The sequence below is a fragment of the Demequina sp. NBRC 110054 genome, from assembly GCF_002090115.1.
Lineage (GTDB): Bacteria > Actinomycetota > Actinomycetes > Actinomycetales > Demequinaceae > Demequina.
In genome coordinates, this window is sequence record NZ_BBRK01000005.1 from 626,744 (window position 1) to 646,630 (window position 19,887).

Sequence of the window (19,887 nt, forward strand, 5' to 3'; positions counted from 1 at the left end):
CCGCCTCCGCCTGGTGGATTCGCCCCCTGTGACCGATTTCATCGTATCCGCGACACCCGGCAGTTGGCTACGAAATGTGCATAACTGCCACAAGCAGCCCAAAGCGCCCTACTGTGGATCGCGTGACGCCTGTCGACACGCGCGAGCCCGGCTTCCGACGGGCCGCGGTCCTCATGACCGCGACCAGTTTCCTGGTGCCCGCCGCGGGCGTCATCACCGCTCCGATCCTGGCCCAGGGGCTGGGCGCCGAGGGCCGCGGCATCCTGGCCGCGGCGCTCGCCCCCTCCGCGCTCATGCTCAACCTCGCGACGCTCGGCCTCCCCGACGCCCTGACCTACCACCTGGCGCGCTGGCCGAGCGTGACGCGGCGCGTCACCGCGTGGGCGTCGCTGGCCACGATCCTGCTCGGCGTGCTCTCCGTCGGGGCGACGGCGCTGCTCCTGCCCGTGCTCTCGGCCGACGACTCGGAGCTGTCACGGCTCATCCTCATCGCGAGCGCCTCGACGATCCCCGCGCTCGTGGTCGGCGTGCTGCGCGGCGCCGCCGTGGGCCGACAGCTCTGGAAGTACATCGCGATCGAACGGGTGATCCTCACGCTCGGGCGCGTCGTGCTCTTCGGCGCCCTGTTCTGGACCGGCACGCTGACCGTGTTCACCGCGGTGATCGTCAACGTGGCGCTGCCCGTGGCCGCCGGCGTCGTCTACGTCGTCGTGACCCGGCGCCCACCTGCCGACATGGACAAGCCCGGGCTCGAGTCGACATCGGCACGACCGGTCTTCGCCTACGGCCTCCGAGTGTGGTGGGGCTCCGTCGCGTCGATGACGCTCTCCCGGCTCGCGCCGCTGATCATGGTGCCGCTGTCGACCGCCTACGACCTCGGCCTCTACACAGTCGCCACCACGATCTCGGACCTCCCGCTCATCGTCGCGCTCGCCGTGCAGGGCGCGCTGTTCGGGGTGGGCTCGCGCGACCGGAATGCCGCGCGGGTCACAGATACCGCGCGCCTCACCGCCCTGCTCGCGATCGCGGGATCCACGGCGATCGCACTGACGCTGCCGTGGTGGCTCGTGCCGCTCTTCGGCGCCGACTTCTCCGGTGCGCTCGGCCCGACGATCCTGCTGCTCGCCTCCGCGTGCCTGTGCGTGCCCGGGCTCATGGCCGCGGGAGGGCTGAGCTCGTTCGGCCGTCCGGAGCTGCGCAGCGCGGGCCTGCTGCTCACGCTGATCGTCTACCTGCTCGCCTTCGTGCTGCTGGTCCCGCTCTACGGGGTGTGGGGCGCGGCGTGGACCAGCGTGATCGGGAACATCGTCATGAGCTCGTTCATGATCGCCAAGGCGAGCAGGGTGCTCGAGGTGTCGCCGTGGCGCTTCGTCGCCATCACGTGGGCCGACGTGCGCCGCACCTGGGACCTCGGGATGCAGTCGGCCCGGGTGGTGCTCAGGCGTCTGGGCCGTTGACCGAGGTCTCCCCCGACGCATCGTCCGCGACGTCGGCGACCGCCGCATCGTCCCTGACCCCGGCATCGCCCGCGACCTCGCCGTCGCCCCCGGCTGCGGCATCGTCCATGACCACCGCGTCCTGACCGACCACCGCCGCGCCGATCAGCGTCGTGAGCGGCACCGCGAGGACGAGGCCGATCGAGCCGACGAGCGTGCGCACGACCTCCTCGGCGATGTCGGCACTCGTCAACGTCAGCCCGATGCTCTGCTGGTACATCGACACGAAGAGGATGGTCGGCAGCGCGGCGCCCACGTACGCGAACGCGATCGTGTAGACCGTCGAGGCGATGTGGTCGCGACCGATGCGCATGCCGCGGCTGAACAGCTCGCGCCTTCCCATGTCGGGGCGCGCCGCGCGCAGCTCCCACACGGCCGAGGCCTGTGTGATCGTCACGTCGTTGAGCACGCCGAGCCCCGCGAGGATGATGCCGCACAGCACGAGCCCCGGAAGCGAGACGCCCCGGTACCAGAACTCGAGGTGCACCCCCTCCTCGCTCCAGATGCCCGTGAGCTGCGAGGCGTCGACGGCCCACCACGCGAGCAGCGCCGTGACCGACAGCCCCGCGAGCGTGCCGAGGTAGGCGGTCGTCGTGCGCGCGTTGACCCCGTGCGCGAGATAGAGCAGCACGAACAGCGCCCCCGAGCCCGTCACGAGCCCGACGATGAGCGGGTTGCCGCCGTCGAGCAGCGCGGGCGCGGTGAAGAAGATGATGATGCCGAACGCGAGCGCGAGGCCGAGCAGCGAGCCGAGGCCCCGCCATCGCGCGACCGCGAGCACCACGACGACGTACAGCAGGAACAGCAGCAGGATGGGGGTGTTGCGCTCGAAGTCGGAGAAGACCAGCGTCCCGTCCTCGAGCTGAAGCGCCCGGATGATGTCACCGGTCTCGATCTCGAGCGTCGGGTCGCCCGTCTCGAGCAGCGTCTGCTCGCCCTCGGACTCCTCGCCATCGATGATGACGCCCCACGTGCCGTCGTCCGCGTTCTCCGACGTGACCTCACCCGTGACCCATTGCGCGCCGTCCTCGACGGTCTGCATCGAGCCGAGCATGTCCCATGAGCTGGGCCATACGACCATCGCGCCGACGAGCGTGAGGAACACCACCGCCGCGACGGCGGAGCCGAGCACGATCGACGTGCGCTCGCTCGCGCGCGGCCGCTCGTCGCTCATCTCTGCGTGCGAGTGGCCCGCACCCATCGAGTCAGGAGCTCCCCGGATCAGGCGCCGAGGAGCTTCGGCGCGAGGTACTCGGACACCTTGCTGAGCGCGACGCGCTCCTGCTGCATGGTGTCGCGGTCGCGGATCGTCACGGCCTGGTCGTCCTTGGTGTCGAAGTCGACCGTGAGGCAGAACGGCGTGCCGACCTCGTCCTGGCGGCGGTAGCGCTTGCCGATCGACTGCGTGACGTCGAGCTCGATGTTCCAGTGCTGGCGCAGCTCGTCGGCGAGCGCCTTCGCGGTCGGCACGAGCTCCTCCGACTTGGACAGCGGCAGCACCGCGGCCTTGACCGGCGCGAGGCGCTTGTCGAGGCGCAGCACGGTGCGGGTCTCGGTGCCGCCCTTGGCGGTGGGCACCTGCTCCTCCTCGTAGGCCTCGACGAGGAACGCCATGAGGGACCGGCTCAGTCCGGCCGCGGGCTCGATGACGTAGGGCACGAAGCGCTCGTTCGTGGCCGGGTCGAGATAGCTGAGGTCCTTGCCGGAGTGCTCGGAGTGCGTCGACAGGTCGAAGTCGGTGCGGTTCGCGATGCCCTCGAGCTCGCCCCACTCCGAGCCCTGGAAGCCGAAGCGGTACTCGATGTCCACGGTGCGCTTAGAGTAGTGCGACAGCTTCTCCTGCGGGTGCTCGAACAGGCGCAGGTTGTCCGCAGAGATGCCGAGGTCCGTGTACCAGGCGTGACGCGTGTCGATCCAGTTCTGGTGCCACTCCTCGTCGGTGCCGGGGACGACGAAGAACTCCATCTCCATCTGCTCGAACTCGCGCGTGCGGAAGATGAAGTTTCCGGGCGTGATCTCGTTGCGGAACGACTTGCCGACCTGGGCGATGCCGAACGGGGGCTTCTGGCGCGAGGCACGCATGACGTTCTCGAAGTTCACGAAGATGCCCTGCGCGGTCTCGGGGCGCAGGTAGTGAAGACCCGAGTCGTCCGAGGCGGCGCCGAGGTAGGTGCGCAGCAGGCCGTTGAACATCTTGGGCTCGGTGAACTGGCCGCGCGTGCCGCAGTTCGCGCACGCGATCTCGGCGAGGCCGCCCTCGGGGGCGCGACCCTTCTTCTCCTCGAACTCCTCGAGCAGGTGGTCCTCGCGGTAGCGCTTGTGGCAGGACAGGCACTCGACGAGCGGGTCGACGAAGGCCTTGATGTGGCCCGAGGCCTCCCACACCTGCGGCGCGAGGATGACGGACGAGTCGAGGCCGACGATGTCGTCGCGGCTCGTGACCATCGAGCGCCACCACTGGCGCTTGATGTTCTCCTTGAGCTCGACGCCCAGGGGTCCGTAGTCCCACGCCGACCGGGTTCCGCCGTAGATCTCGCTGCAGGGGAAGACGAAGCCGCGACGCTTCGCGAGCGAGATGACGTTGTCGAGACGGCTGGGTGCGGCCACGGTGGTGCTCCTCGGGGGTGGGTTCGATGCTCGCGTCAGTCTATAAGCGACCGGGCCCACCTCGTGCCGCGGATGCCCTCGAACACGGCGACGGCCCGGCTCCCCGAGGGAAGCCGGGCCGAGCGACTGCCGAGCCGCGACTACGCGCCCCGCGCCGCCGCCTTGAGCTTGCTTCCTGCGCTGACCTTCGCGACGGTCTGCGCGGGGATCTCGATCGCCGCGCCCGTCTGAGGGTTGCGACCGGTGCGAGCCGAGCGCTGAGCCGTCTCGATCGTAAGGAAGCCGGGCAGGCGCACGTCGTCGCCGCGACCGAGGGCCTCGGCGGCCTCCGCCTCGAAGCCGGCGAGCACCGCGGCCACGGCGTCCTTCGACAGCTCGGCACGCTCGCCGATCCGTTCGATCAGTTCGTTCTTGTTCATGAGCGCTCTTTCTCCTTATAGCTGGCGCCGCCTGCGCCCTTGCTGGACGCGCGACGGGGTTGGTGGCGATGCTCGCGCCGCGCGATTCCTCGCGGACGGCCGAGCATCGAGGCGTGTGAAGCGGCCCTCCCGTCTCTCGACGGAAGGGCCGCTTGAGGCGTCTCGTTGTCCGTGCGGCCCATCCCCATAAGCCCTCTGGACCGAGGCGCCGATCACCGGTGCGTTGTCAAGACCTACCGGTGATCAGGATCCACGAGGCCCTTCTGGACCGCGCGAACCAGGGGTCGCGGCACCCGATGGGTGATGCCGTCGACGGTGACGGGGACCAGGGCCGGCTGCTCGGCCTTCCACTGCGCACGGCGCTTGCGGGTGTTCGAGCGCGACATCTTGCGCTTGGGAACTGCCATGTCAGCCCTGCCTTCCCTTGAATCGAGGGTTTCGCTTGTTGATGACGTAGAGCTTCCCGCGGCGGCGCACGACCATCGCGCCCTCCTTCTTCGCGAGAGAGCGGATCGAGGCGCGGACCTTCATCGGCCCTCCTTCGCGTAGCGGCGGTTGAAGCGGTCGATGCGCCCGGCGGTGTCCACGACCTTCGCCTTGCCGGTGAAGAACGGGTGGCTCGCGGAGGAGATCTCGACGTCGATCACGGGGTACTCGCGGCCGTCCTCCCACACGATCGTCTGGGACGAGGTCGCGGTGGAGCGGGTAAGGAACGCGAAGTCGGCGGAGCGGTCGCGGAAGACGACGGGCTCGTAGCGCGGGTGGATTCCCTTCTTCATGGCTACCAGCTCGACTTCGTCACGCCGGGGAGGTCGCCGCGCAGCGCCGCCTGCCTGAACGACACTCGTGAGAGCCCGAACTTGCCGACGTGGCCTCGGGGTCGGCCGTCGGCCGAGTCGCGGTTGCGCAGACGCACGGGGCTCGCATCGCGAGGGAGCGCGTGGAGGGCGGCCATGGCGTCCGCCCTCCCCTGCGCGGTCAGGTGCGGGTTGACCGAGGCCTTCTTGAGCTCCTGGCGGCGCTCGGCATAGCGGGCCACGGTGGCCTCGCGCTGGTGCTGGCGCGCGATCTTGCTCTTCTTCGCCATCAGCGGGTCTCCTTGAAGTCGACGTGGCGCCGCGCGATCTTGTCGTACTTGCGGATCACGAGGCGGTCGGGGGTGTTGCGGCGGCTCTTGGTGGTGACGTAGCGCACGCCGGTGCCGGCGGTGGACTCGAGCACGATCTTGTCGCGCACGTCCTTGCGGCCGGCCATCAGATCTTCTCCCCGCTCGCGAGGAGGCGGGCGGCCACCGCATCGATGCCGTCGCGGTCGATGACCTTCAGGCCCTTCGTGCTGACGTTGAGGGTCACGTGCCGTCCGAGGCTCTCGACCCAGAACCGCTTGCGCTGGATGTTGACCTTCCACCGGCGGCTCGTGCGCCGGTGGGAGTGGGAGATGGTGTTGCCGAAGCTGGGGACTGCCCCAGTCACCTGGCATCGCTGTGCTGACATGCCGGACAACTTAGTAATGATTCTCATTCGCGTCAAGTGCTACAGTCTCACGCCATGAGCACCTTCACGATCTCGATCCTCGCCACCCTGGACCCCGTGGTTCGGGCGGCGCTCGCCTTCCAGCTGGCCACCGACTCCCCCGACACGGTCGTCGTCTCGCACGACGTCGACGAGGACGGCGTCCGCCACGTCGCCTCGGGCGCATGCGGCGTCGTCGAGAACGAGTCCGCGCCCCTCGAGCACTCGTGCCTGTCGTGCGCGGTGCGCGAGGACGTCATCCCCACGCTCGTGCGGATGCGCGACGAGGGCTGCTGGGCTCACGCCGTGGTCGCACTCCCCGTCACGGCCGACCCCGCTCCCCTGCTGCGCTCCCTCGAGCACGAGATGGGCCGCGCGGGAGTGCTCGCGGGCGCCCGGTTCGGCAGCGTCATCGCCGCGCTCGATGCCGTCACGCTCGTGGACGACGCCTTCTGCGACGAGTGGCTCGACGACCTGGGACTCGGGCTGTCGAACGACGACGATCGCGTGCTCGCCGAGGCCGTCGGTCCGGTCGTGTCCGTCGCGGACGTCGTGCTGCTCCTGAGCGAGTCCGAGGTGACCCCCGAGGCACGCGCGCTCGCGACGCACCTGCGTGGCGAGGGGGCAGCCGTGATGGACGGGGTGCTGGGCGAGGTCGACGCCGAGCGCCTGCTGTCCCGCAGGGGGCGGCCGGCCGATGCGCTGGCGAGGATCGCCCCGGCCCACCGCACGTCGCGAGTCACCAAGGACGAGAACGGCGTGTGGACGCTCGTGCTCGACAGCCCCCAGGCCTTCCACCCGGCACGGCTGCGCGAGAGCATCCACCGCTTCGCCGATCACAACGTGCAGGCGCGCGGGCACTTCTGGGTCGCCTCGCGCCCCGAGGGCCTGTGTGTCTGGGAGGCCGCGGGCGGTCAGGTGCGCGTGGGCGAGCACGGCCCGTGGCCGTCCGCGCGCCGCCGCCGGACGCACCTGCGGATCACCGGCATGGGTGCGGATCGCGCCCAGATCGCCCAGGCGTTCGCGGACTCGCTGCTGCGCCCCGGAGAGGCGATCGACGCCGACGCGGACACCATGGAGGACTGGTTCCCGGAGGCCTGATCGCGTCGCAGAACGTGAACCACCTGCGCGCTTGCTAGCGAGTTTGACAATGATAATCACCATACATACATTGGGTGTCATGAAGATTCGCTCCTCCGCGGCCCTCGCGGCCGCCGCCTCGTCGGTGCTGCTGCTCAGCGCCTGCTCGACCTCGACCGACGACTCGGCCAGCGCCTCGTCCGACTCGGACCTGCCACTCATCGCGGCGTCGTTCTACCCGCTTCAGTTCGTGGCGGAGCAGGTCGGCGGCGACCTCATCGACGTCCTCCCGCTCGCGCAGCCGGGCGTCGAGCCCCACGATCTCGAGCTCTCCCCCGCGACGGTCCGCTCCCTGAGCAAGGCCGACCTGGTGCTCTACCTCACCGACTTCCAGGCCGCCGTCGACGACGCGATCGAGTCGACCGGCGTGACCGGCCTCGACGTCACCGACTACGTCACCCTCATGGACGGGGACGACGAGGACGAGCACGAGGATGAGGAGCACGAGGACGAGGAGGAAGAGGAGCACGACCACGGCGACGTGGACCCGCACTTCTGGCTCGACCCGACCCTGCTCGCCGAGTACGCGGACGCGGTCGCGGATGCCTTCGGGGAGATCGACCCCGACAACGCCGACACCTACACGGCCAACGCCGAGGCGCTGAACACCGAGCTCGAGCAGATCGACGCCGACTACACCGAGGGCCTCGCCTCGTGCGAGCGCACGACGATCGTCACGAGCCACTCCGCGTTCGGCTACCTCGCGGCGGCGTACGGCCTGACGCAGGAGTCCATCGCGGGCATCGATCCCGACACCGAGCCCTCCCCCGCGCGCCTGCGCGAGCTGCGTACGATCGTCGAGGAGACGGGCACCACGACCGTGTTCACCGAGGACGCCGTCTCCGCCAACGTCGCGAAGTCCCTCGCGGAGGACGCCGGCGTGGAGACCACGGTGCTCAGCCCGATCGAGACCGTCGCCGACGGCGAGGACTACATTGAAGTCATGAACACCAACCTCGAGACGTTGCGGTCCGCACTTGGCTGCTCCTGATCTCACCAGCACCGACGCCCCCGCCGCACTCGATGCGGCGGGGGTTCACGTGTCTCTCCAGGGCAACGAGATCCTCCACGGGGTCTCCCTGAAGGCACATCCCGGCGAGGTCGTCGCCCTCCTCGGCGGCAACGGCTCCGGGAAGTCGACCCTCGTGCGCACCGTCGTCGGCGCGATCCCCGCGTCGGCGGGCACGATCTCGATCTTCGGCCAGCCCGCGGACGCCAAGAGCCGCGCGCGCCTCGGCTACGTGCCCCAGCGCATCTCGGCCGGAGGAGGCGTGTCAGCCACCGCGAGCGAGGTCGTCGTCTCGGGCCTGCTCGGCGCGGGCACCGCGTCGCGCCACGGTCGACTAGGCGGTCTGATCCCTCCGCGCAACGCGAAGGCCCTCGCCAAGGAGGCGCTGCGCGAGGTCGGCATCGAGGACCTCGCGGGTCGCGACGTCTCCCGCCTGTCCGGCGGTCAGCAGCAGCGCGTGCTCATCGCCCGCGCGCTCGTCCGCAAGCCCGACCTCATGATCCTCGACGAGCCGATGGCCGGCGTGGACCTCAGCTCCCAGGTGCAGTTCGCGCACACGCTCGGGCACCTCAAGGACCACGGCGTCGCGATCGTCGTCGTCCTCCACGAGCTCGGAGCCGTCGCGCGGCACATCGACCGCGCGGTCGTGCTCGACCACGGATGCGTGACCTACGACGGCCCGCCGCCCAAGGACATGGGAGTGCACGCCCTTCCCGGCCACGACCACGACCACCCGCACGACGACCAGCGTCGCGACGACCCGACGATCTCGATGGAGGTGCCCGGCGCATGATCGAGCTCCTCACGGACCCCCTGGTCCAGCGCATCCTGCTGGTCGGGCTCCTCGTCGGCATCACGGCGCCCGTCGTCGGCACGTATCTGGTGCAGCGGCGCATGGCGCTGCTCGGCGACGGCATCGGCCACGTCGCTCTCGCGGGAGTCGCGGCGGGCTGGCTCGCGGGCTCTGCGGCGAACCTCGCCGAGCAGGACGCCTGGGCGATCCCCGGCGCGGTGGTCTTCGCGGTGGCCGGCGCCGTCACGATCGAGCGCCTGCGCTCCCGTGGCGCGGCCGCCGACATCGTCATGGCGGTCCTCTTCTACGGCGGAATCGCGAGCGGCGTGCTGCTCATCTCGCTCGCGGGCGGCTCGAACGCGAACCTCCTCGGCTACCTCTTCGGCTCGATCTCCACCGTGACGTGGAACGACGTGTGGTGGACGGTCGGCATGGGCTCGGTCATCCTGATCATCGGCATCGGGCTGCGCAGCGCGCTGTTCTCCGTGACCCACGACCAGGAGTTCGCCGAGTCGACCGGGCTGCCGGTCAACGCCCTCAACATGGTCGTCGCGGTGCTCGCCGCGATCACCATCACGGTGTCGATGCGCGTCGTCGGCGTGCTGCTCGTCAGCGCGTTGATGATCCTCCCCGTCGCGATCGCCCAGCTCATCACCAGGTCCTTCTCTCGGACCATGCGGCTCGCGATGGCGATCGGCGCGGTGCTGACGCTCACCGGGGTGTGGATCACGCTGTTCCAGGACCTGAGCCCTGGCGCGCTCATCGTGGTCCTCGGCGTCGTGGTCTACGCTGCCGTGGGTCTGATCACCACCCTGACGCACGTGAGGAAGGCTCCCGCATGACCGAGGCAGCACGCCCCCGCATGACCCGGCAGCGCCAGGCGATCCTCGACGCGCTCGACGGCGGCGGCTTCCGATCCGCCCAGGACTGGCACGACCACCTGCGCCACCAGGGCGCGTCGATCGGGCTCGCCACGGTGTACCGCAGCCTCCAGCACTTCTCCGAGTCGGGCGACGTCGACACCGTCGTGACCGCGTCCGGCGAGACGCTGTACCGCCGTTGCGAGCAGCCCGAGGTCCACCACCATCACCTCCGCTGCCGCAACTGCGGCGCGGCGGTCGACATCGACATCCCGGACCTCGAGTCCGTCGCGACGCGCATCGCCGCCAAGCACGGCTACACGAACGTCGATCACACCGTCGAGCTCATCGGCACCTGCGCGGACTGCGCGAAGGCGGGCGGCTGATGGCAGGTGTGCCGTCGTTCATCTCCGACGGCCCCTGGCTCGGGCTCTTCGCCTTCCTGTTCTGCGTAGTCCTGCTGCGCGCGCAGGCGACGTACTGGGCGGGACGCTGGGTGCGCCGCGGCGCGGAGGCCGCAGCCCATGACGAGGTGCATGGTCGACGCGCCCGGTTCGCGAAGCATCTGTCGGGCCCCTCATGGGAGCGCGCGCAGGCGTTCCTGGATCGATGGGGCTTCGTCGGGGTCCCGCTGTCGTTCCTCACGATCGGCTTCCAGACGATGGTCAACGCCGCCGCCGGCTACACGCGCATGCGATGGGACCTGTACACGGCTGCGATGATCCCCGGCTGCGTCGCGTGGGCCGTCGTCTACTCGTTCCTCGGGCTGAGCCTCATGAGCGCCTTCGCGCGCTCGCCGTGGCTCGGCCTCGGCGTGGTGGCCGGCGTCGTCGCGGCGGCGTGGGGACTGACCACGCTGCGCCGCGCGAGCGCGCGCAAGGCTAGCGCACAGGGCTAGGCAGCGCCGAAGCGCCGGTTCCGACGCGCATACTCCTCGATAGCCGCCCACAGGTGCGTGCGGTCCACGTCGGGCCACAGCACGTCGGAGAACACGTACTCCGCGTAGGCCGCCTGCCACGGCAGGAAGTTGCTCGACCGCTGCTCTCCGGAGGAGCGCCAGAAGAGGTCGACATCGGGCATGTCGGGCTCGTCGAGGTGGGCGGCGAGAGTCGCCTCGGTGATCTTCTCGGGGTTGATCTCGCCGGCAGCGACCTTGCGCGCGATCTCCTTGGCCGCATCGGCGATCTCCGCGCGACCGCCGTAGTTGACGCACATCGTGAGCGTGAGGACCTTGTTGTCCTGGGTGAGCTCCTCGGCCTTCTCAAGCTCGGTGATGACCGACTTCCACAGGCGCGGACGCCGGCCGGCCCAGCGCACACGCACGCCCCACTCGTGCATCTCGTCGCGGCGTCGCCGGATCACGTCGCGGTTGAAGCCCATGAGGAAGCGCACCTCCTCGGGGCTGCGCTTCCAGTTCTCGGTGCTGAACGCGTACGCGCTGATGTGCTCGACGCCGACCTCGATGCCGCCCGCGACCACGTCCAGCAGGGAGGCCTCTCCCCTGGTGTGCCCCTCGGTGCGGGGAAGCCCGCGCTCCTTGGCCCAGCGACCGTTGCCGTCCATCACGACGGCCACATGCTTGGGCACCGCATCCTTGGGAAGCTCCGGGGGCGTCGCACCGCCTGCATGGGGGAAGGGCATCGTCGGGCTCACCCGTGTCAGCCTACTGGGGCCAGGACGATGCTCGGGCAGGGACGATGCGGGTGCCGGCTATTCGATCAGGGCGTCCGAGATGGCGGTGAGGGCGGCGGCGCGAGCGTCGGTCGCGGAGCGCCCGCGGCGGGCGACGAACGCCTCGACCAGGCCCTCGATCACGAGCGCCATGCCCGCGCGCGAGGTGAGCAGCAGCTCACCGGTGAAGGACGGGGCTGGGGAAGGCACCACAAGGATCGTGTTCGCATGCTGAGCCAGGGGTGAACGGGCGAAGGCCGTCAGGCCCAGCACCGTCGCGCCCGCGGCGCGGGCCGTGATCGCGGCGCCGACCGTCGTGGTGCTCGTGCCCGATCCAGAGATCGCGAGCAGGACGTCGCCCTCGACCAGCTGCGACGCGGTGATGCGCTGCGCGAGCGAGTCGGGCACGTACTCGACGGGGCGTCCCGCGCTCACGAGCCGCAGCGTGACGTCGTACGCGAGCGGAGCGGACAGTCCGCTCGCCGCGACCACGACCCTGCCCGCGCCATCCAGCGCCTCGAGGAACTCCTCGACGGCGCCCGCCGTGAGCCCGGAGGCCGCTGCCGGCAGCGTCTTGCTGAAGCGGTCGAGCGCACCCAGCACCACGCCGAGGCTGCCCTCGGCGCCGAGGGCGGGGTCGGCCACCTCCTCGCGCGCGAGCGCCACGCGCAGCTGGGGATACCCCTCGTAGCCAAGCGACTGCGCGGCCCGCACGACGGAGGCCCGCCCCACGCCCGCGGCCGTCGCGAGCTGCTGTGCGGTCATGTCGACCGAGGCGGCGGCGTCCTCCGCGATGGTCTCCGCGACCCTGCGCTCGCTCGGCTGGAGCGAGGGCAGGAGCGCGGCGATGCGCGCGCTCGGCGGCGCCTCCGGGGCTCCGGTCCAGGTCATGCGTGCTCCCCTCCCCAGGTCACGTGCGATCCGCCTCGGCGTGAGGGACGCGTCAGCGTGACGCGGCTCGCGCCCACGCGAGGATGTCGTCGTACAGCTCGGGCAGCGTCTCCGCCGCCATGGTCACGTCCGCGCGGTGCGTCTCCCACGTGGCACCGATCAGGGCGCTCGCGGCTCCCCGGTTCACCGCGGGCTCGAGATCGTTGACGTAGATGTCGCCGACGCTGAGCACGGGACCCGTCGGCAGGACCTGGTCGATCACCATCGCGAGCCCCGCGGGCTTGCGGGCCGAGCACACTCGGCGCGTGATGACGCTCGCGCCGAGAACGGCAAGCGCCTCGGTGATCCGCACGTCCGGCGAGTTGGTGACGAGCATGAGCTCGGCGTGCTCGGCGAGCCGGGCGAGGAACCCCTCGAGACCCTCCGGCGCGTGGATGGGCGCCTCCTCCGTTGCGAGCGCCGCGCGCGAGCTGACGTACCCGGTGGAGAGCGCATCGTCCCCGACCCCCGCCTCGAGCGCGACGATCCTCACGGCGTCGTAGCCGTCGATCGCGGGCCCCTCGCCCGCCTCGAAGGCGGCCAGCGCCTCGAGCGCCTGCGCGGCGAGGTCCGGAAGGCCCGCCGCCTCGGCGACCCCCCTCGCGTACGCCTCGATCGGCCCGTTGCCGAGCGCGAGAGTGCCGTCGAAGTCGAAGATCACCGTGGGGCGCATGGGGTCCTTTCTGCCGCGCGCGTGGACGCGGGGTCCAGCCTAGAGAATCGGGATGGCCCGTGGGGCCACAATGACGTGGCGATCGGGAGAACTTCCGGTGACGGCGCGGGACTGTGTCCCGTGGACCCGTGTCAGGCGCGGTCGACCAGGCCCAGCGAGCGCACCTTGCGCTCGAGGTGGTACTGCGCGTACGCCGCGATGAGGCCCGCGGCGTCGCGCCGCGCCCTATCCTCCGAGGCATCCGCGGGGCCCCACTCCCCCTCGAGCAGCGCGGAGAGCAGGGTGAACGTCTCGGGCGAGGGAGCAGCGGCGCCCGAGGGGCGGCACTCCTCGCACACCGCGCCGCCCTCGGCGATCGCGAAGGCTCTGTGAGGCCCGGGAGCCCCGCACGACGCGCAGTCGTCGAAGCTCGGGGCGTAGCCCGCGATCGCGAGCGAGCGCAGCAGGAACGAGTCCAGCACGAGCCCGGCGTCGTGCTCGCGGCGGCTGAGCGCGCCGAGTGCGCCATGCAGGAGCCGGTACTGCGGGTACGCGGGCTCCTTCTCGTGGTCGACCAGCTTGTCGGCGGTCTCGACCATCGCGGTCGCCGCGGTGTAGAGCGCGTAGTCCTCGGCGATGCGGCGCGCGTAGGGCTCCTTGGTCTCGACCTGGCTCACCACGTCGAGGTTGCGGCCCTCGTACAGCTGCACGTCGACGAGCATGAACGGCTCCACGCGAGCGCCGAGCCGGGACGACGTCCGGCGCACGCCCTTCGCGACTGCACGGATCTTGCCGTGGTGCCGGCTGAGCATCGTGACGATGCGGTCCGCCTCACCCAGCTTGTGGGTGCGCAGGACGATGGCGTCGTCACGATAGAGGGGCACCGCACCATTGTCCCCCGCGCGGGAGCAGGTTCGGCGGAGGCTCGCACCTAGCGCGCGAAGGCCTCGAGCCCGTCGAGGATCATGTCGAGGCCCACGTCGAACGACGCGCCGAACGAGTAGCCAGGCTGAGCGACGTGCTCCATCGCGAGCCGCGCCATCTGGGGGTACTCCCCCGTCATGAAGGCCTGCGCGATCTCCGCGGCGACGTCGGAAAGCCCATCCCCTCCCATGTCGGGCAGGTTGGCCTCCTCGATCGCGAAGCCGTAGACGAAGCTGTCGAGGATCGCGTAGCCGTGCGCCATGAGCGGCAGCGCCAGGCCGCCGCGCTCGAGGGTCGCGAGCATCGCCTCATGATGCCGGAGCAGCTCGGGCCCCGGCGACCTCCTCGACTCGAGCAGCGGCACGGACCAGGGATGACGCACGAGCACCTCGCGAGCCGAGCGGCAGCGGACACGAATCGCGTCGCGCCAGTCCAGGTCGGCCGGCGGATCGTCGATCTCGGAGAACACCCGCTCCACCATGAGGTCGAGCACCGCGTCCTTGCCGTCGACGTGCGTGTACAGCGTCATCGGCTTCGTCCCCAGCTCGTTCGCGAGGGCACGGATCGTGAGCGCCTCGACGCCACCGTCGTCCGCGATACGCATGGCGGCATCGACGATGCGCTCCTTCGTCAGTGCGATGCGGGCGGCGGCCATGAGGGGCTCCCTTCGTGAGCCGTACGGGATACGGGCTGATCAAGTGTCACAGATGTGGCGAGGCGACCGGCACGCCCGACACGCGCGTGTCGGGCGACCGCCACATGCGACATCAGTACGTCGCGGACGACATCATCGCGATGCCGTAGCCGAGCAGCGCGACCATCCCACCTGAGCTCAGCATGAGCATGGACAGGATCGCGGGGATCGCGTACCAGGGGTACTCCTTCTTGACTGCGGTCTCGCCTGCGGCGATCGGGGACTCGATGCGGGACATGATGCTTCTCCTCGGTGTAGTCGTACTTAGTACGCATACCACTGTAGATCGTACTTAGTACGCCGTCAAATCACCTGGTAAACATACCTCTTTTGAATTCTGGCTTGACGCTCGTACTAAGTACGCCTAGCGTTGTCATCAGCGGCGTACTAAGTACGACGCACGACAACCCTGGGGAGGGAAACCATGAACGCCAGCACCACCGCCACCGCCGCCACCTCGGCCGCCTCGATCGCCGCAGCCGCCTCCGCGACCGCCGCATCGTCCACGGACACGCACACGCACACGCACACGACCACGGAGACGACCACCATGCAGGCAGCAGTCCAGCGCCACTACGGCAGCCCCGAGCAGATCCACGTCGACGCCGTCGCCGTGCCGCAGCCCCGCGAGGGAGAGGTCCTCGTCGAGGTCCACGCCGCGGGCGTCGACCGCGGCGTGTGGCACCTCGCCACCGGCCGCCCGCTCGTCATCCGCGCGATCGGCTTCGGCCTCCGCCGCCCCAAGCAGCCCGTGATGGGCTCCGACCTCGCGGGCGTTGTCACCGCCGTCGGCGCGGGCGTCACCCGCTTCGCGGTGGGCGACGAGGTCTTCGGCACGGCGGACGGCTCGTACGCGCAGTTCGCGATCGCTAAGGAAGAGCGCCTCGCCGCGAAGCCCGCGGGCACCTCGATGACCGACGCGGGCGCGATGCCGGTGTCCGCCGTCGCGGCGCTCGAGGCAGTGGAGGACACCGCGAAGGTCGAGGCTGGCCAGCGCGTCCTCATCCTGGGCGCCTCGGGAGGCGTCGGCTCGTTCGCCGTCCAGATCGCCGTCGCCGCGGGCGCCCACGTCACCGGCGTCGCGAGCGCGGCGAAGGCCGACCTGGTGCGCGAGCTCGGGGCGGAGCGCGTCATCGACTACCGGACCACCAAGGTCACCGAGCTCGACGAGCAGTTCGACGTCATCATCGACGCCGGCAGCCTCACCTCGCTGGGCCGCCTGCGTCGCATCCTCTCCCCCACCGGCACCCTGGTGCTCGTGGGTGGCGAGGGCGGAGACTCGCTCATCGGCGGATCAGGCCGCTCGCTCGTGGCCCCGCTGGTCTCGCTCTTCACGAAGCAGCGCCTGACCGGGATGCTCTCGGCAACCAACGCCGTGCTCCTCAACCGCCTCGCGGTCCTGGTCGAGTCCGGCGCCGTCCGCGCCGCGGTCACGAGCACGTACCCGCTCGACCGTACGGCCGACGCGGTCACGGACCTCGCCGCGGGACGCATCGCCAGCAAGACCGTCGTCACCGTCCGCGACGCCGACTGAGCGCCGCACCCCCCGCACTGCGCCTCACCGCGCCGCACACCTGCATCCCAGCCCACACCAGCATCGTCTCGACACCAGAGGAGTCCTCACCATGAACGCCATCCGACCCGCCGCATCGTCCACATCCTCAACCGCCCTGTCCCCCGCCAACGCCGCGCGCCTCGCCGGCCTCGGCTACATCGCCATCGTGCTGCTCGCCATGGGCGCGAACTTCCTGGTCCGCAACCAGCTCGTCGTCCTCGACGACCCGGCGGCGACCATGAGCAACATCGCCGACAACGAGACCACGTTCCGCTTCGGGATCGCGGGCTTCACCGTGATCGCGATGATCGACATCGGCATCGCCTGGGCGCTGCACGTGCTGCTGCGCCACACCGGCGAGCGCCGCTCGCTGCTCGCCGCGTGGCTGCGCCTCGCCTACACCGTGGCGTTCGTGCCCGCGATCACCTTCATGGTCCTTGCGCTCCAGCTGTCCGTCGGCGGCGACGTCCTCACCGGGCTCGACGTCGGTCAGCGCGAGGCATGGACAGGGCTCGCGATGGAGGCCTTCGACGTCACGTGGCTGCTCGCCCTGATCGCGTTCGGCCTGCACCTCATCGTCGTCGGTCGCATCCTGTTCGCGTCGGGCCTCGGCCGAGCGCTCGGGATCGCCCTGTCGCTCGCGGGCGTCGCCTACATCGCGGACACGTTCGCCCACCTGCTGCTCGCCAACTACGCCGACTTCGGAGGTGCGTTCCTCGCGATCGTCGCGACGCTGTCGCTCGTCTCCGAGGTGTGGTTCATGATCTGGCTTCTCGCCCGCGCGCCGCGGGTGGTGGCCTCCCTCCCCGGCCAGAAGCCGGAGCTCGTCGCGGCCTGAGCCGTGGCAGCCGCCAGCGCTGCTCCGGCAGCCTGACCGCGACGACGACGCCCCGCCTGCCCCTCACGGGGTGGGCGGGGCGTTCTGCGTATGAGGACGCGCCGGGGTTCACCATGGTCGATGGCTCTCCTCCGGCGCGTCCGGTCCCGACCCCGCGTCCCCCGTGGTCTACGGGATGGCGTGGCTCGGCCGGGACGCTGCGACACGACCGCGCTTGGCGGCCCGCCGCAGAGCTTCGGGCTACCGCGCCTGGCGGTTGACGGCAGAGATGATGGCCTTGAGGGTGGCCGTCGTGATCGACGGGTCGATACCGACGCCCCAGAAGATCTCGTCGCCGATCTCGCACTCGACGTACGCAGCGGCGCGCGAGTCGCCGCCCGAGGTCATCGCGTGCTCGGCGTAGTCGAGGACCTCGACCTTCGCGCCGCGGGTACCGAGCGCGGCGACGAACGCCTCCACCGGGCCGTTGCCGTCGCCCTCGACCGTGACGGCCGCGCCGTCGTCGACGATGTCGGCCGACAGCGTGTCGGGGCCGGTCTCGGAGGACGTGGACCGCGTGCCCTGGAGCGCGAAGCGACCCCACTGCTTTTCGGGGTCGGGCGACGGCAGGTACTCGTCCTCGAAGATCTTCCACAGCGACTCGGCGGTCATCTCGACGCCGAGCTCGTCGGCGTGGCGCTGGACGACGCGCGAGAACTCGATCTGAAGCCGACGCGGGAGGTCGAGCTGGCGCTCCGACTTGAGAAGATACGCCACGCCGCCCTTGCCGGACTGCGAGTTGACGCGGATCACGGCCTCGTAGGAGCGGCCGACGTCCTTGGGGTCGATCGGCAGGTAGGGCACGGCCCAGACGAGGTCGTCGACCGACCCGCCCATGCGCATGGCCTTGTCCTCCATGGCCTCGAGGCCCTTCTTGATGGCGTCCTGGTGGGAGCCGGAGAAGGCCGTGAAGACCAGGTCGCCGCCCCACGGGTGACGCGGGTGGACGTCGATCTGGTTGCAGTACTCGACCGTGCGGCGCACCTCGTCGATGTCCGAGAAGTCGATCTGCGGGTCGATGCCCTGGCTGAACAGGTTCATGCCGAGCGTCACCAGGTCCACGTTGCCGGTGCGCTCGCCGTTGCCGAACAGGCAGCCCTCGATGCGGTCCGCGCCGGCCATGTAGCCCAGCTCGGCCGCGGCGATCGCGGTGCCGCGGTCGTTGTGCGGGTGCAGGCTCAGCACCACCGAGTCGCGGAAGTCCAGGTGGCGGTTCATCCACTCGATCGAGTCGGCGTACACGTTCGGCGTCGCCATCTCGACGGTCGCGGGCAGGTTGATGATCACCTTGCGGTCCGGCGTCGGCTGCCACACGTCCAGCACGGCGTTGCACACGCGCACCGCGTACTCGAGCTCCGTGCCCGTGTAGGACTCGGGGCTGTACTCGTAGAAGACGCGGGTCTCGGGGATCGTCTCCTCGAACTTCTGGCACAGCATCGCACCGTGGGTCGCGATGTCGACGATCTCGTCCTCATCCGCGCGGAAGACGACCTCGCGCTGCAGGATCGACGTCGAGTTGTAGAGGTGGACGATCGCCTGCTTGGCGCCCTTGATGGACTCGTAGGTGCGCTCGATCAGGTGCTCACGCGCCTGGGTCAGCACCTGGATCGTCACGTCGTCCGGGATGTGATCGTCCTCGATCAGCTTGCGGACGAAGTCGAAGTCCGTCTGGCTCGCGCTCGGGAATCCGACCTCGATCTCCTTGTAGCCCATGCGGACCAGGAGGTCGAACATGCGCATCTTGCGCTCGGAGTTCATCGGCTCGATCAGGGCCTGGTTGCCGTCGCGCAGGTCGACCGCGCACCACCGGGGCGCCTCGGTGATGACCTTCGACGGCCACGTCCGGTCCGCCATCTCCACGCGGATCTGGTCCTGGAACGGCACGTACTTGTGGATCGGCATGGGCGACTTCTTCTGGTCGCCGCCGGTGTAATGCGTGGGCTCGGTGCTGGTCTGCTCGCTCGTCATGTCGCTTCTCTCAGGGTCTCAACTCGTCGGTGGGCCGGCACACGAACCGCCGCGACGAGGAGCCAGCCTGTTCTAGGCCTCGTCGCGGCAGCTAAGAAGCAGCGAGCGTGCACGCATACGGCCACCATAGCGCACTCGATGCCGCGCGCCACCCATGGCGATCATGGGACGCGGGTCGCGAGGGTCGCGCCGCCGGCTCGCATCCGGGCGTCCGGCCAGGCGCTAGTCCTCGGAGTCCCGCAGCCCGAGCCGCACCAGCTGGAACCGCAGCGCCTGGTCGACGGCGGCCACCTCGTCGAGCAGGTCCGCCATGGATACGTAGCTCGTCTCGAACGACATCCGCATCCGCTCAGCGCGCTCGACGAGCGTGACGTCGACCTCGCCGTCCTTCACCGCGGTGACGCACTCGGTGAGGAGGTCGCGGAAAGAGTCGGCCTGCGCGGACAGCCCCGCGAGCATCTGCGGCACGCGCGGCGAGAGGGCCGCGACGCGCTCGAACAGCTCGGCCGCCGCGCGCACGTGCCCCGAGTGATCGGCATCCTGGACGTCTGGGTCGAGCAGAGCCGCGTCGCCGAAGGTCTCGAGGTCCGCGCACAGCCTCGTGCTGGTCTCGAGCCAGCGCTGGCCCGCCGCACCGACGGCGACGCCCACGTCCTTGAAGAGCTGCGCCTCGCGACCCACCCGGTCGACAAGCGCGCCCTGAGAGTCATCCACGGCAGAGGCTCCCTTCGCGACGACCGCCCGGCGCGACCGCAGGCGACCACGATACGTGGGCGCGGCG

Annotated in this window: 26 protein-coding genes; 9 read left to right on the forward strand and 17 right to left on the reverse strand. The window is 70.2% G+C overall.

The annotated features are described in order from the left end of the window. Nucleotides 1–122: 122 nt before the first annotated feature. Entirely contained in the window at nt 123–1,457 is a 1,335-nt protein-coding gene (locus B7K23_RS12180; protein ID WP_159451404.1) for a lipopolysaccharide biosynthesis protein, read from the forward strand. On the opposite strand, the gene B7K23_RS12185 is transcribed toward B7K23_RS12180, so the two are convergent. The 9 genes from B7K23_RS12185 to rpmB all read right to left on the reverse strand — a co-directional run bounded on the left by B7K23_RS12185 (nt 1,438) and on the right by rpmB (nt 6,015). After that, nucleotides 1,438–2,670: a YibE/F family protein gene (locus B7K23_RS12185; protein WP_159451405.1), complete on the reverse strand. Its 1,233-nt coding sequence runs from the start codon at nt 2,668–2,670 to the stop codon at nt 1,438–1,440. The genes B7K23_RS12180 and B7K23_RS12185 overlap by 20 nt on opposite strands. 47 nt (nt 2,671–2,717) lie before the next feature. After that, nucleotides 2,718–4,103: a glycine--tRNA ligase gene (locus B7K23_RS12190; RefSeq protein WP_084126840.1), complete on the reverse strand. Its 1,386-nt coding sequence runs from the start codon at nt 4,101–4,103 to the stop codon at nt 2,718–2,720. 140 nt (nt 4,104–4,243) lie between these two features. Continuing rightward, on the reverse strand, nt 4,244–4,522 hold the full coding sequence (locus B7K23_RS12195) for an HU family DNA-binding protein (RefSeq protein WP_084126841.1): 279 nt from the start codon (nt 4,520–4,522) through the stop codon (nt 4,244–4,246). Between the two features lie 233 nt (nt 4,523–4,755). After that, complete coding sequence (gene rpmF, locus B7K23_RS12200) at nt 4,756–4,929, reverse strand: 50S ribosomal protein L32 (RefSeq protein ID WP_084126842.1); 174 nt, start codon at nt 4,927–4,929, stop codon at nt 4,756–4,758. A gap of 1 nt (nt 4,930) precedes the next feature. Continuing rightward, nucleotides 4,931–5,053 (reverse strand): 50S ribosomal protein L36, encoded by a 123-nt coding sequence (gene rpmJ, locus B7K23_RS12205; protein WP_084126843.1) that lies wholly within the window; start codon nt 5,051–5,053, stop codon nt 4,931–4,933. Further along, entirely contained in the window at nt 5,050–5,301 is a 252-nt protein-coding gene (locus tag B7K23_RS12210; protein ID WP_084126844.1) for a type B 50S ribosomal protein L31, read from the reverse strand. Before B7K23_RS12210 ends, rpmJ begins: the two co-directional genes overlap by 4 nt. Nucleotides 5,302–5,303: 2 nt before the next feature. Further along, complete coding sequence (gene rpsN, locus B7K23_RS12215) at nt 5,304–5,609, reverse strand: 30S ribosomal protein S14 (RefSeq protein ID WP_084126845.1); 306 nt, start codon at nt 5,607–5,609, stop codon at nt 5,304–5,306. Continuing rightward, nucleotides 5,609–5,776: a 50S ribosomal protein L33 gene (rpmG, locus tag B7K23_RS12220; RefSeq protein ID WP_084126846.1), complete on the reverse strand. Its 168-nt coding sequence runs from the start codon at nt 5,774–5,776 to the stop codon at nt 5,609–5,611. Before rpmG ends, rpsN begins: the two co-directional genes overlap by 1 nt. Further along, the gene (gene rpmB / locus B7K23_RS12225) at nt 5,776–6,015 is read right to left on the reverse strand and encodes a 50S ribosomal protein L28 (protein ID WP_084126847.1); all 240 of its coding nucleotides are present in this window, start codon (nt 6,013–6,015) and stop codon (nt 5,776–5,778) included. Before rpmB ends, rpmG begins: the two co-directional genes overlap by 1 nt. Before the next feature lie 54 nt (nt 6,016–6,069). On the opposite strand from rpmB, the gene B7K23_RS12230 reads away from it, so the two are divergent. From B7K23_RS12230 to B7K23_RS12255, 6 genes are all read left to right on the forward strand, one after another. Beyond that, nucleotides 6,070–7,134 carry a GTP-binding protein gene (locus B7K23_RS12230; protein ID WP_084126848.1) on the forward strand — a complete coding sequence of 355 codons (1,065 nt, stop codon included), beginning with the start codon at nt 6,070–6,072 and terminating at the stop codon, nt 7,132–7,134. Nucleotides 7,135–7,213: 79 nt separating this feature from the next. Next, on the forward strand, nt 7,214–8,164 hold the full coding sequence (locus B7K23_RS12235) for a metal ABC transporter substrate-binding protein (protein ID WP_084126849.1): 951 nt from the start codon (nt 7,214–7,216) through the stop codon (nt 8,162–8,164). Continuing rightward, nucleotides 8,151–8,975, forward strand: coding sequence for a metal ABC transporter ATP-binding protein (locus tag B7K23_RS12240; protein WP_084126850.1), 825 nt, complete (start codon nt 8,151–8,153; stop codon nt 8,973–8,975). Before B7K23_RS12235 ends, B7K23_RS12240 begins: the two co-directional genes overlap by 14 nt. After that, the gene (locus B7K23_RS12245) at nt 8,972–9,817 is read left to right on the forward strand and encodes a metal ABC transporter permease (RefSeq protein WP_084126851.1); all 846 of its coding nucleotides are present in this window, start codon (nt 8,972–8,974) and stop codon (nt 9,815–9,817) included. The genes B7K23_RS12240 and B7K23_RS12245 overlap by 4 nt, the downstream gene beginning before the upstream one ends. Continuing rightward, nucleotides 9,814–10,221: a Fur family transcriptional regulator gene (locus tag B7K23_RS12250; protein ID WP_084126852.1), complete on the forward strand. Its 408-nt coding sequence runs from the start codon at nt 9,814–9,816 to the stop codon at nt 10,219–10,221. The genes B7K23_RS12245 and B7K23_RS12250 overlap by 4 nt, the downstream gene beginning before the upstream one ends. Continuing rightward, on the forward strand, nt 10,221–10,733 hold the full coding sequence (locus tag B7K23_RS12255) for a DedA family protein (RefSeq protein WP_084126853.1): 513 nt from the start codon (nt 10,221–10,223) through the stop codon (nt 10,731–10,733). Before B7K23_RS12250 ends, B7K23_RS12255 begins: the two co-directional genes overlap by 1 nt. Here the strand turns inward: B7K23_RS12255 and B7K23_RS12260 are convergent. The 6 genes from B7K23_RS12260 to B7K23_RS15765 all read right to left on the reverse strand — a co-directional run bounded on the left by B7K23_RS12260 (nt 10,730) and on the right by B7K23_RS15765 (nt 14,944). After that, entirely contained in the window at nt 10,730–11,476 is a 747-nt protein-coding gene (locus B7K23_RS12260) for an isoprenyl transferase (protein WP_084126854.1), read from the reverse strand. The genes B7K23_RS12255 and B7K23_RS12260 overlap by 4 nt on opposite strands. A gap of 69 nt (nt 11,477–11,545) precedes the next feature. After that, nucleotides 11,546–12,397: a MurR/RpiR family transcriptional regulator gene (locus B7K23_RS12265; RefSeq protein WP_084126855.1), complete on the reverse strand. Its 852-nt coding sequence runs from the start codon at nt 12,395–12,397 to the stop codon at nt 11,546–11,548. A 52-nt stretch (nt 12,398–12,449) separates the two neighbouring features. Beyond that, nucleotides 12,450–13,109 (reverse strand): haloacid dehalogenase-like hydrolase, encoded by a 660-nt coding sequence (locus tag B7K23_RS12270; RefSeq protein ID WP_084126856.1) that lies wholly within the window; start codon nt 13,107–13,109, stop codon nt 12,450–12,452. 131 nt (nt 13,110–13,240) lie between these two features. After that, the gene (gene recO, locus B7K23_RS12275) at nt 13,241–13,972 is read right to left on the reverse strand and encodes a DNA repair protein RecO (protein WP_084126857.1); all 732 of its coding nucleotides are present in this window, start codon (nt 13,970–13,972) and stop codon (nt 13,241–13,243) included. Nucleotides 13,973–14,019: 47 nt separating this feature from the next. Beyond that, on the reverse strand, nt 14,020–14,667 hold the full coding sequence (locus tag B7K23_RS12280; protein ID WP_084126858.1) for a TetR/AcrR family transcriptional regulator: 648 nt from the start codon (nt 14,665–14,667) through the stop codon (nt 14,020–14,022). 112 nt (nt 14,668–14,779) lie between these two features. Continuing rightward, complete coding sequence (locus B7K23_RS15765) at nt 14,780–14,944, reverse strand: hypothetical protein (protein ID WP_159451406.1); 165 nt, start codon at nt 14,942–14,944, stop codon at nt 14,780–14,782. 186 nt (nt 14,945–15,130) lie between these two features. Here B7K23_RS15765 and B7K23_RS12285 point away from each other — a divergent pair, with 186 nt between their 5' ends. Together B7K23_RS12285 and B7K23_RS12290 are read left to right on the forward strand one after the other, a co-directional pair. Next, nucleotides 15,131–16,240, forward strand: a complete 1,110-nt coding sequence (locus B7K23_RS12285; RefSeq protein ID WP_234996521.1) for an NAD(P)-dependent alcohol dehydrogenase — start codon at nt 15,131–15,133, stop codon at nt 16,238–16,240. A gap of 91 nt (nt 16,241–16,331) precedes the next feature. Beyond that, nucleotides 16,332–17,099 (forward strand): DUF4386 domain-containing protein, encoded by a 768-nt coding sequence (locus B7K23_RS12290; protein WP_084126859.1) that lies wholly within the window; start codon nt 16,332–16,334, stop codon nt 17,097–17,099. A 240-nt stretch (nt 17,100–17,339) separates the two neighbouring features. On the opposite strand, the gene leuA is transcribed toward B7K23_RS12290, so the two are convergent. Together leuA and B7K23_RS12300 are read right to left on the reverse strand one after the other, a co-directional pair. Beyond that, entirely contained in the window at nt 17,340–19,106 is a 1,767-nt protein-coding gene (leuA, locus tag B7K23_RS12295) for a 2-isopropylmalate synthase (RefSeq protein WP_084126860.1), read from the reverse strand. A gap of 222 nt (nt 19,107–19,328) precedes the next feature. Next, on the reverse strand, nt 19,329–19,820 hold the full coding sequence (locus tag B7K23_RS12300) for a hypothetical protein (RefSeq protein WP_084126861.1): 492 nt from the start codon (nt 19,818–19,820) through the stop codon (nt 19,329–19,331). Between the last annotated feature and the right edge of the window lie 67 nt (nt 19,821–19,887).